Annotated in this window: 7 protein-coding genes; 5 read left to right on the top strand and 2 right to left on the bottom strand. The window is 68.4% G+C overall.

From position 1 onward, the window contains the following. The first annotated feature begins 165 nt into the window (after positions 1-165). Entirely contained in the window at positions 166-1,005 is an 840-nt protein-coding gene (locus OG611_RS09580) for an HAD family phosphatase (protein WP_266417494.1), read from the top strand. Positions 1,006-1,528: 523 nt separating this feature from the next. On the opposite strand, the gene OG611_RS09575 is transcribed toward OG611_RS09580, so the two are convergent. Then, positions 1,529-2,353 (bottom strand): oxidoreductase, encoded by an 825-nt coding sequence (locus OG611_RS09575; RefSeq protein WP_266417492.1) that lies wholly within the window; start codon positions 2,351-2,353, stop codon positions 1,529-1,531. Between the two features lie 102 nt (positions 2,354-2,455). Between OG611_RS09575 and OG611_RS09570 the strand changes: the two genes are divergently transcribed. Continuing rightward, positions 2,456-3,451, top strand: coding sequence for an ATP-binding protein (locus tag OG611_RS09570; RefSeq protein ID WP_266417490.1), 996 nt, complete (start codon positions 2,456-2,458; stop codon positions 3,449-3,451). A gap of 169 nt (positions 3,452-3,620) precedes the next feature. Here OG611_RS09570 and OG611_RS09565 read toward each other — a convergent pair whose 3' ends face one another. Beyond that, positions 3,621-5,009: a hypothetical protein gene (locus OG611_RS09565; RefSeq protein ID WP_266417488.1), complete on the bottom strand. Its 1,389-nt coding sequence runs from the start codon at positions 5,007-5,009 to the stop codon at positions 3,621-3,623. 283 nt (positions 5,010-5,292) lie between these two features. Between OG611_RS09565 and OG611_RS09560 the strand changes: the two genes are divergently transcribed. The 3 genes from OG611_RS09560 (at position 5,293) to nhaA (ending at position 11,780) form a co-directional block, all read left to right on the top strand. Beyond that, a complete protein-coding gene (locus OG611_RS09560; protein WP_266417485.1) occupies positions 5,293-7,965 on the top strand; it encodes a SulP family inorganic anion transporter in 2,673 nt (890 codons plus the stop codon). A gap of 164 nt (positions 7,966-8,129) precedes the next feature. Then, positions 8,130-10,127, top strand: coding sequence for an acetate--CoA ligase (acs, locus tag OG611_RS09555; RefSeq protein WP_266417484.1), 1,998 nt, complete (start codon positions 8,130-8,132; stop codon positions 10,125-10,127). A 243-nt stretch (positions 10,128-10,370) separates the two neighbouring features. Next, positions 10,371-11,780 (top strand): Na+/H+ antiporter NhaA, encoded by a 1,410-nt coding sequence (gene nhaA, locus OG611_RS09550; protein ID WP_266417482.1) that lies wholly within the window; start codon positions 10,371-10,373, stop codon positions 11,778-11,780. The last annotated feature ends 14 nt before the right edge of the window (positions 11,781-11,794 follow it).

The following is an 11,794-nucleotide window of genomic DNA, read 5'->3' as shown; positions in this document are numbered from 1 at the left end:
CGCCGGGGGGGAGAGCGGGGGTCGTCCCCACGGCCGACTCGGGGGGGGGGGGAGGAGCCGGACCGGGTTAGCACGGTCGCGAACGATCCGTGACTTCCATGGTGTACCCGAGAGCCTTCTCAGGCAAACCCACGCGCCAGAGTTTACGCCGAATGATGTCCCCCTATGCTCTGCCTTGTGGAAAACCGCTTCTTGCCGCGCACAGCCGCCTTCTTTGACCTGGACAAGACGGTCATTGCGAAGTCTTCGACACTGACCTTCAGCAAGTCCTTCTACCAAGGCGGACTGATCAACCGCCGCGCTGTACTGCGCACTGCGTACGCACAGTTCGTGTTCCTTGCCGGGGGTGCGGATCACGACCAGATGGAGCGGATGCGGGAATATCTCTCGGCGCTCTGCAAGGGCTGGAACGTCCAGCAGGTGAAGGAAATCGTCGCCGAGACCCTGCACGATCTGATCGACCCCATCATCTACGACGAAGCGGCAACGCTCATCGAGGAGCACCACACCGCCGGACGCGATGTGGTGATCGTTTCGACCTCGGGCGCCGAGGTCGTCGAACCGATCGGCGAGCTGCTCGGCGCCGACCGGGTCGTCGCCACCCGAATGGTCGTCGGCGACGACGGCTGCTTCACCGGCGAAGTCGAGTACTACGCGTACGGGCCGACCAAGGCCGAGGCGATCAGGGCCCTCGCGGTGTCGGAGGGGTATGACCTCTCACGCTGTTACGCCTACAGCGACTCCGCCACGGATGTACCCATGCTGGAGTCGGTCGGCCATCCGCACGCGGTCAATCCGGATCGCGCACTGCGGCGCGAAGCAACCCTGCGCGAGTGGCCGATTCTCGTCTTCGATCGACCGGTCCGGCTCAAGCAGCGGCTGCCCACGCTCTCGCTGCCGCCACGTCCGGCATTGGTCGCGGCGGCAGCAGTGGGCGCAGCCGCCGTCACGGCAGGGCTGGTCTGGTACACCTCCCGCCGGCGCGCCACCACGGGCTCCGCCTGACGCACGCTCCGGGCGGTGGTCCGGCGTACGCCGACCAGGCCGGCGCCGAATTATCCAACTCGCCCGTAATTGAACCCAAAAGTAAAGAAGTAGGGCCAGCACTACCGCTCACCCCGGCTCTGGAGTACAAATGACTCAACGGCCCGCGAGACCAAGGACATCCGAGAGGATTACCTGTAACGCAGAGACGGCCCCACGGACCGAGCATGAAAACCGAGCACCCACGCGACGTCGACCCGTCGATTACGGGCCAGCCGCACCAGGGAACGGGCAAAGCATCCCGACCTGATGGGCATATATCGAGGACGCATGGTACCTGGGTAGACATGCCAGCGGCGGTACCGAGGACGGTACCGCCGCAACCCTTTTGTCGGGCACCGAAGTCGACGCGGTGAAGACAATTCGGTGGAGTTACCGCAATGAAGTTATTTCGGTGGATTTATCGCGAAGCACATCGCGAAGCACACACGATGTCGAGCTCACCACAGCGATCCGGCCGCTCCCCTCTTACGCGGCTCCACTGTTACGCGGCTCCGCGCTGCAGCGCCTCGCACACCGCCGTCGACTCCCTGACACCCAGCTCCACGGAGCGTCCGCAGTGCGTGATCCAGGCCGCCATCCCGTCCGGCGTTCCCGAGAGATAACCCTCGAACGCCGCGACGTACGCCGCCCGCCCCAGTTCGGCATGGCCCACCTCGGCGGGGCAGATCGATTTGGGATCGAGGCCGCTCCCGATCAGCACGATCCGCTCGGCGGTCCGCGCCACGAGGCCGTTGTACGAGCCGAAGGGGCGCAGTGCCAGCAGTTCACCGTGCACGACCGCCGCCATCACGAGCGCAGGCGCCGAAGTACCCGAAAGAATCAGCCCGGAGAGTCCCTCCAGCCGTCCGGCCACCTCGTCGGCATCCGGCAGCGGCGCCTCGATCAGCGGCTCGTCCACAGGCTCGCCCGCCAGCCTCGGCCGACCGACAGCATCGTCCGGTGCCGCCCCGCCGGCCGCGACCAGATGCAGCCGTGCCAGCACCCGCAGCGGTGACTGCCGCCAGATGGAGAGCAGTTGACCCGCTTCGGCAGTCAGCCTCAGGGCCGCCCCGACCACATGCGGCTCACCATCACCACTGAAGTCGGTACGCCGGCGCACCTCCTCCAGATTCCAGTCTGCTCCCGACAGCGCCGCCGAGCCACGGGCGCCGCGCAGCGCCGCTTCCGCGGTGACCTCATTGCTGCGGCGTCGCATGACGCGGTGACCGTAGACCCGGTCGACGGCCTTACGTACGGAGTCCACCGCATCGGCGACGCCCGGCAGGGTGCCGAGGGCGGCGAGCGGATCAGAGGAAGTCGTACTCATAGGTAACGAGGCTACGCGCCCGCTGCGCCGATACCGCCCGGGAGTGGCCTTCTTCACGAAGTGTGACAGCAGAACGCGATCACGCCGCTACCCTAGGTGAACATGAAGATCGCTTTCGTGGGGAAGGGCGGCAGCGGCAAGACGACGCTGTCCTCGCTCTTCATCCGCCACCTCGCCGCCAATGAAGCCCATGTCGTCGCGGTGGACGCCGACATCAACCAGCACCTCGGGGCCGCGCTCGGCCTCGACGACCAGGAGGCCGCCGCGCTGCCCGCCATGGGAGCGCACCTGCCTCTGATCAAGGAGTATCTGCGCGGCAGCAACCCCCGTATCGCCTCCGGCGAGACGATGATCAAGACGACTCCGCCCGGCGAGGGCTCCCGGCTGCTGCGGGTCCGCGAGGACAACCCGATCTATGACGCGTGCGCCCGTGCGGTCCGGCTCGACGACGGGGAGATCCGGCTGATGGCCACCGGGCCGTTCACCGAGTCGGATCTGGGCGTGGCCTGCTACCACTCCAAGGTCGGCGCGGTCGAGCTCTGCCTCAACCATCTCGTCGACGGTCCCGACGACTATGTCGTCGTTGACATGACAGCGGGTTCGGACTCCTTCGCCTCGGGGATGTTCACCCGCTTCGACATGACGTTCCTGGTCGCGGAACCGACCCGTAAGGGCGTCTCGGTCTATCGCCAGTACAAGGAGTACGCGCGGGACTTCGGGGTCGCGCTGAAGGTCATCGGCAACAAGGTGCAGGGCGAGGACGATCTGGAGTTCCTGCGCGCCGAGGTGGGCGACGACCTGCTGGTCAGCGTCGGGCACTCCGACTGGGTACGGGCGATGGAGAAAGGCCGCCCTGCTCGCTTCGAGCTGCTGGAGGCGGACAACCGGATGGCCCTGCAGGCGTTGCAGGATGCCGCGGAGGACTCGTACGAGCAGCGGGACTGGGGGCGCTACACGCGGCAGATGGTGCATTTCCATCTGAAGAACGCGGAGAGCTGGGGCAACGAGAAGACGGGCGCCGACCTGGCCGCCCAGGTCGACCCCGCCTTCGTTCTCGACGAGCGGTACGCGCAGGACGGCGCTGCTCAGCCCGCCTGAGCCCTCGGCACCCCCGCCGGAAGGGTTCGCACCTCCCCGCCGGGAGCCGTTGCATCCTCGGGTGCCGGACGGGATCGGCTCTCCGACCCGTCCGGCACCCGACGCGCGGCCCTGCCGCCCGGCCCGTCCGGCGCACGACGCGCCGGCCGCAGCCGAAGGCCGCCCCAGCTCAGCGGCCGTGCTCGCCGGTTCCTTGGTCACGCTTGTCGGCCCCCGCCGCCCGGCCGGCCCCGGAAGTCCCCGTTCCGTCGAGGAACGCGGTCCATCCCTTCTCGGGTGACTGGCCGACGTCGAGCGTCCCGAGCTTCGCCAGCGTCGCCGGGTCCTGCGCGTCCAGCCAGTCGGCCAGCTGCCGGAAGGACACGCAGCGCACACCCTCCTTGGTGCAGACCGTCGCGATGGTCTGCTCGACGGCGCGCATATAGGTGCCGCCGTTCCAGGACTCGAAGTGGTTGCCGATGATCAGCGGGGCGCGGTTCCCGTCGTACGAGCGGTCGAAGGCCTGGAGCAGACCGTCGCGCATCTGGTTGCCCCAGTACTCGTGCTGGTCCGGGTCGCCCTGCGTCGTACCGGACTGGTTGAACATGAAGTTGTAGTCCATCGAAAGGGTCTCGAACGCCCGGCCCGGCACGGGGACGAGCTGCATCGAGAGGTCCCAGATGCCGCCCTTCTTCTTGGGCCAGACCTGGTTGTTGATCCCGCTGGAGTCGTAACGGAAGCCCATCGTCCGCGCCGCGGCCACCATGTTCTTCTGCCCTTCCAGGCAGGGGGTACGGCCGCCGACGAGTTCCTTGTCGTAGTCGAAGGGAAGCGGCTTCTCCTTTTCGAGGCCGGGGTCGTTGGTCTTCCAGTTCTTCACGAAGGACTTGGCCTGGCTGATCTCGCTCTTCCACTGATCGACGGACCAGGTGCCGCCGCCCTCGGGACCGCAGAAGTGCCCGTTGAAGTGGGTGCCGATCTCGTCACCGTCCTCCCAGGCCCCGCGCACCTGGGTGATGGTGTTCCGGATTCCCTCGGTGTCGTTGAAGCCGATGTCCGAGCTGCCGACGTTGTGCTTCGGCGGGTCGTAGAGCTCCCGCTTGCCCTCCGGCAGCATGTAGACGCCGCTGAGGAAGTACGTCATGTTCGCGTGGTACTTCTTCCCGACCTCGCGGAAGTGCGAGAACAGCTTCTGGCTGTCCTCGCCTGCGCCGTCCCACGAGAACACCACGAACTGCGGGGGCTTCTGACCGGGCGCCAGGCGCTTGGGCACGGGCTGCTTCGGCTGGCTGCCGGTGAAGGCGGTGGAACCGTCACCGATGAGCCGGAGAACGCTCTTGGGCGCGACTTCAGGGGCTTTCCTCTTCGCCCCGGCGGCCTGCTCCTTCGTTCCGGTGACCTGTTTCGCCGCCTCCGGTCCGGCGGCTCCGCGGCCGGCATCGGAGGAGCACCCGGCCACTCCCGCAGTCAGTGCGACAGCCACGACACCCAGGGCGACCCGCCCGGCGGCAGCCTTCCTCGCGACACCTCTCCTCGTCACGACTCTCTTCGCGGCGACTCTCGTCGTGGCAGCCACCATCCGCCCACCCTCTTCCTTGCAGGTCATTCGCGTCGAAGTGCCGACACGGCGCGGTCAAGTTCGCACACGGCTCCGCCGGATCAGCACGACAGGCCGAATGGAAAGATGCCTATTCACTTGAATGGGTGGTCAAACGGTCCATTTGACCTCAAGCATGGACACAGATCTTTACTCTCCATTACGATCTGTTTACTGAGCGTTGAGAAATCCCGCCGCTGCACGCCGTGACCCATGGCCGCGTCCCCACATTCCGCGACCGCGCTGCCCCGGAGGAGACGGGAACATGTCTGCTTGCGTCCCCACTCGTCACAACCGCACATCCCGCAGTTCGCGCCCACTGCGCGCCTCGGGAGTCAAACGACCACACAGTCCGCCGCCACCGCGCGGTGGGCGATTCCGCATCGCGGGCGCCGATCTGTCCGCATCGATCACGGTCTTCCTGCTCGCCGTCCCCATGTCGCTCGGTCTCGCCGTCGCCATGGACGCCCCGTTGGAAGCCGGCCTCATCTCCGCCGCGATCGGCGGCATCGTCGCCGGACTGCTCGGCGGCACCCCTCTCCAGGTCAGCGGCCCGTCCGCCGGACTGACCGTGGTCACGGCCGAATTGATCCAGATCTATGGATGGCGCACCACCTGCGCGATCACCATCGGCGCCGGGCTTCTGCAGATCCTGCTGGGCTCACTGCGGGCGGCACGCAGCGCCCTCGCCGTCAGCCCCGCCATCGTCCACGGCACCCTCGCCGGCATCGGCGTGGCCATCGCACTCGCCCAGCTGCACATCGTGCTCGGCGGCTCGCCGCAGAGTTCAGCCGTCGCCAACGCCCTGGCGCTCCCCGACCAGTTGGGCCGAGTGGGCCCGGCCGCCCCGCTCATCGGCATGCTGACCATCACCGTCCTGGTCCTGTGGCCGCGGATTCCGGGCCGGATCGGGCGCGCTGTACGACGGATTCCGGCCGCTCTCGCCGCGGTGGTGACCGCTACGGCGGTGGCTGCGATCGTCGCCCCCGGAATCGCCCGGGTCGATCTGCCGTCCTGGCGCTCGCACGCCTTGCCGGAGATGCCGCACGGCCCCGTACTCGCCCTGGCCACGGCCGTGTTCACGGTGATGCTGGTGGCCAGCCTGGAGTCGCTGCTCGCCGCGGTGGCCGTGGACAAGCTGTCGGCCGCGCCCTCGCCCTCGACTTCGGCCACATCGCCCGGCTCACCCGACTCGCCCGCACCGCCCGCCTCGCCCACACCGCCCGCCAGACGCTCCGATCTCGACCGTGAGCTGCGCGCCCAAGGCATCGCCAACACCCTGTCCGGACTGGTGGGCGGGCTGGCCGTGTCCGGCGGAGCGGTGCGCAGCTCGGCGAACGTACGCGCCGGGGCGACCGGGCGTGCCTCCACCGTGCTGCACGGCGTCTGGGTGCTGCTCGCCACCGGGCTGTTGGTCACCGTGCTGGAGTGGATCCCGCTGGCCGCGCTCGCCGCACTGGTGATGATGGTCGGTATCCAGATGGTGAGTTTCGCCCACATCCGCAACGTCCATAAGCACCGCGAATTCCTGGTGTACGGGGCGACGATCACCGGCGTGGTCCTCTTCGGCGTACTGAAGGGTGTGGCGATCGGCATCGCGGTGGCGGTGGCGGTCGCCCTGCACCGGCTGGCCCGGACCCGGATCACGGTTACCGATCAGGGCGGACAGCATCTGGTCGTCGTACGAGGGCAGTTGACGTTCCTCGCGGTTCCCCGGCTCAGCCGTACGCTGGGCCAGCTGCCCCAGGGCGGGGATGCCGTCGTCGAACTGGACGGCTTCTTCATGGACCATGCGGCGTACGAGGCGATCCAGGACTGGAGCACTGCCCAGACCGCCCACGGCGGCAGGGTCGTGTTCACCGGCAGGTCCGGTGGCCGGATCGCCGAGCCCGCCTCGGCGGCACACTCCTGCTGCCGCCCCTGGACACCATGGCGCAACCATCACTGCCACGACGGGCCCGGCCCTGTACCCGAAGCCGACCACGGCCTCGACACTCCCTTCATCGGCGCCCACCCCGGAACCGGCCACCTCGGCACATCCCACGACACGACCCACAGCACTTCCACACCCACGCCCACAGCCACATTCACGCCTGACCGCGCCCTCTCCCCTGCCCCCACCTCCGGTCCCGGCCCCGAGCCCACCCCTGGCCCGGCCCCCGCAGCCCACCGCCTTCCCGGCCGAACGGCCGACTCGCACTCCGGCACTGCCCGCCGGGTCGGCGGCAATCGGCTGATCAGCGGCCTGAGTTCGTTCCAGCGCAACACCGCTCCGCTGGTGCGCGAGGAGCTGGCACGGCTGGCCGTCGAGGGTCAGCGCCCGTCCCAGCTCTTCATCACCTGCGCAGACTCCCGCCTGGTCACCAGCATGATCACGGCGAGCGGCCCGGGTGACCTGTTCACCGTGCGCAACGTCGGCAATCTGGTGCCCCTGCCGAACGCCGAGTCGGGTGACGACTCGGTCGGCGCAGCGATCGAGTACGCGGTGGACGTACTGAGGGTGGAGTCCATCACCGTCTGCGGGCACTCCGGCTGCGGAGCGATGCAGGCACTGCTCGGCAATAGACCGGGCCCGGAATCTCCGCCCACGTCCCTGTGGCGGTGGCTGAGACATGGGCTGCCGAGCCTGGAGCGGATGGCGTCCCGGCACCACGCCTGGGCCCGGATCTCCGGACGGCTGCCGACCGATGCGCTGGAGCAGCTCTGCCTCACCAATGTGGTCCAGCAGCTGGACCATCTGCGGGCTCACGAATCGGTGTCGCGGCGGCTCGCCGAAGGTACGCTCCGGCTGCACGGCATGTACTTCCATGTGGGCGAGGCGCAGGCCTATCTGCTGACCGAGGGGGCGAGCAGCGGGCTGGAGCTCGACGAGGTCTTCGACCGCGTGGGCCCCGGCGATCCCGCCGGTTCCGGTGAGTTGGAACGGACCGGCGTCTGAACCACCCTCGCCCCGGGTCCGTGAGACCTTGTGGTCCTGCCTCCGCACTGCGCCGCACCTCGCCGTATCGCATGCGGGCGCGGGACCGTGTCTCCATACACGAGACACAGGTCTAAACCAATTCCGGGCAGACACTTGTCACCTGGCCTTTGGCCTGATGAGCTATGCCCCGGGACACAACGGACACCCTGGGAATGGGAGATGTCGTGAGCAACGAAAGCTTGGCCAATCTGCTTCGTGAGGAGCGGCGGTTCGCACCGCCTGCCGATCTGGCCGCGAACGCCAACGTCAAGGCGGAGGCGTACGAGCAGGCCGAGGCGGACCGGCTGGGCTTCTGGGCCGAGCAGGCCCGTCGCCTGACCTGGGCCACGGAGCCGACCGAGACGCTCGACTGGAGCAACCCGCCCTTCGCGAAGTGGTTCGCGGACGGCAAGCTCAACGTCGCGTACAACTGCGTGGACCGCCACGTCGAGGCCGGCAACGGCGACCGGGTCGCCATCCACTTCGAGGGCGAGCCCGGCGACGGCCGCGCCATCACCTACGCACAGCTCAAGGACGAGGTCTCCCGGGCCGCCAACGCGCTCATCGAGCTCGGTGTCGGCAAGGGCGACCGGGTCGCCGTCTATCTGCCGATGATCCCCGAGGCCGCCATCGCGATGCTGGCCTGCGCCCGCATCGGCGCCGCGCACTCGGTGGTCTTCGGCGGCTTCTCCGCCGACGCCATCGCGGCCCGCATCCAGGACGCGGACGCCAAGGTCGTCATCACCGCCGACGGCGGCTACCGCCGCGGCAAGCCGTCCGCGCTCAAGCCCGCCGTGGACGACGCCGTCTCCCGTATCGACAGCGTCGAGCACGTCCTCGTGGTGCAGCGCACCGGCCAGGAAACCGCGTGGACCGAGGGCCGCGACGTCTGGTGGCACGAGATCACCGGCCGGCAGTCCGCCGAGCACACCCCCGAGGCCTTCGAGGCGGAGCAGCCGCTCTTCATCCTCTACACCTCCGGCACGACGGGCAAGCCGAAGGGCATCCTGCACACCTCCGGCGGCTACCTGACGCAGGCGGCGTACACCCACAACGCCGTCTTCGACCTCAAGCCGGAGACCGACGTCTTCTGGTGCACCGCCGACATCGGCTGGGTGACCGGCCACTCGTACATCGTCTACGGCCCGCTGGCCAACGGCGCGACGCAGGTCATGTACGAGGGCACGCCCGACTCCCCGCACCAGGGGCGTTTCTGGGAGATCGTGCAGAAGTACGGCGTCACGATCCTCTACACCGCGCCGACCGCGATCCGCACGTTCATGAAGTGGGGTGACGACATCCCCGCCAAGTTCGATCTGAGCAGTCTCCGGATCCTCGGTTCGGTCGGTGAGCCGATCAACCCCGAGGCGTGGATGTGGTACCGCAAGCACATCGGCGCCGACAAGTGCCCGATCGTGGACACCTGGTGGCAGACCGAGACCGGCGCGATGATGATCTCGCCGCTGCCGGGCGTGACGGAGACCAAGCCGGGCAGCGCCCAGCGCGCCCTGCCCGGTATCTCGGCCACGGTCGTCGACGACGAGGCCAATGAGGTTCCGAACGGCGGGGGCGGCTACCTCGTCCTCACCGAGCCGTGGCCGTCGATGCTCCGCACCATCTGGGGCGACGACCAGCGCTTCATCGACACCTACTGGTCGCGCTTCGAGGGCAAGTACTTCGCGGGCGACGGCGCCAAGAAGGACGAGGACGGCGACATCTGGCTGCTCGGCCGGGTCGACGACGTGATGCTCGTGTCCGGGCACAACATCTCGACCACCGAGGTCGAGTCGGCGCTCGTGTCGCACTCCTCGGTCGCCGAGGCAGCCGTGGTCGGTGCCGCCGACGAGACGACCGGCCAGTCCATCGTCGCCTTCGTGATCCTGCGCGGTACGGCCGACGCCTCCGACGAGCTCGTCGCCGAGCTGCGCAACCACGTCGGTGCCACGCTCGGCCCGATCGCCAAGCCGAAGCGGATCCTGCCGGTCGCCGAGCTGCCGAAGACCCGCTCGGGCAAGATCATGCGGCGTCTGTTGCGCGATGTCGCCGAGAACCGCGAGCTGGGCGACGTCACGACGCTCACCGACTCCTCGGTCATGACCCTCATCCAGACCCAGCTGCCGTCGTCCTCCTCCGAGGACTGACCACAGCCTCCGAGGACCGACCACAGCGAGCAGCAGTACGTCCCCGTGGGGCATCCGGCAACGCGCCGGATGCCCCACGGGCATTTAAGGTGAAGATCACCGGATACAGCCCCCCGCACCCCGGGTACAGTGACAACCGCGTCAACAAAGCAATAAGAAAACTCCACAGGGGTGCCGGGAAGTCTGGTCGGCAAGTGCATCAGCCATGCCATCGCTGCCGTACCGACCCGGAGGTCTCCACTCGTGGCCGCGCCCGCCCCCGCACCCCCGTCTCCGCCCCGTCGCACCTTTCTCGCGCGGCTGTCCCTCCCCGAGCGGAACTACCTCGCGGACGCCCTGCGCGCCGAGACCGTCGGCGGCGTCATCCTGCTGGCTGCGGCGATAGCCGCCCTGGTGTGGGCGAACACCTTCGGCTCCAGTTACGCCTCCGTCAGCGGCTTCCACTTCGGGCCGGAGTCGCTGGGCCTCAACCTCTCCGTGGCGCACTGGGCGGCGGACGGGCTGCTCGCGATCTTCTTCTTCGTCGCAGGCGTCGAGCTCAAACGGGAACTGGTCGCGGGCGAACTGCGCGACCCCAAGGCGGCCGCCCTCCCGGTCGTCGCCGCGCTGTGCGGAATGGCGGTTCCGGCCGTCGTCTACACCCTGGTCAACGTGGTCGGCGGAGGTTCGACGGACGGCTGGGCCGTCCCCACCGCCACCGACATCGCCTTCGCGCTCGCCGTACTCGCGGTCATCGGCACCTCGCTGCCGAACGCGCTGCGCGCGTTCCTGCTGACCCTCGCCGTCGTCGACGACCTCTTCGCGATCCTGATCATCGCGGTCTTCTTCACCGAGAAGATCGACTTCATGGCGCTGATCGGCGCCTTCGTCGGGCTGGCCGTCTTCTATCTGCTGCTGCGCAGGAACGTGCGCGGCTGGTACATCTACGTACCGCTCGCCCTGGTCATCTGGGGCCTGATGTACAACAGCGGCATCCACGCCACGATCGCCGGTGTCGCCATGGGCCTGATGCTCCGCTGCACCCGGCGGGACGGCGAGACCCACTCGCCCGGCGAACACATCGAGCACCTGATCCGCCCGCTGTCGGCCGGTGTCGCCGTGCCGCTGTTCGCCCTCTTCTCGGCCGGTGTCTCCCTCTCCGGCAGCGCGCTGGCGGACGTCTTCACCCGGCCCGAGACGCTCGGTGTCGTCCTGGGCCTCGTCGTCGGCAAGACCCTGGGCATCTTCGGCGGTACGTGGCTGGCCACCCGCTTCACCAAGGCGGAGCTGAACAAGGACCTGGCCTGGGCGGATGTCTTCGCGGTCGCCACGCTCGCCGGGATCGGCTTCACCGTCTCGCTGCTCATCGGTGAGCTGGCCTTCGCCGGCGACGAGGCCATGATCAACGAGATCAAGGCCGCCGTGCTGCTCGGTTCCCTGACGGCCGCCGTTCTCTCCGGTGTGCTGCTCAAATTCCGGGTACGCACATACCGGGCGCTGCACGAGGCGGAGGAGCTCGACGAGGACGAGGACGGGGTGCCGGACATCTACGAGCAGGACGACCCGGAGTACCACCTGCGGATGGCCGCGATCCTCGAGAAGAAGGCGGCCGAGCACCGCCGCCTTGCCCAACTGGCGGGGGCAGCGCGCAGTGAGCCGGACGGTCCGGCATGATCTGACACCAGATG

It is taken from the genome of Streptomyces sp. NBC_01363, assembly GCF_026340595.1.
Lineage (GTDB): Bacteria > Actinomycetota > Actinomycetes > Streptomycetales > Streptomycetaceae > Streptomyces.
The sequence above is the reverse complement of the archived record's forward strand: the minus strand, read 5'-3'. Positions and strand labels throughout refer to the sequence as shown.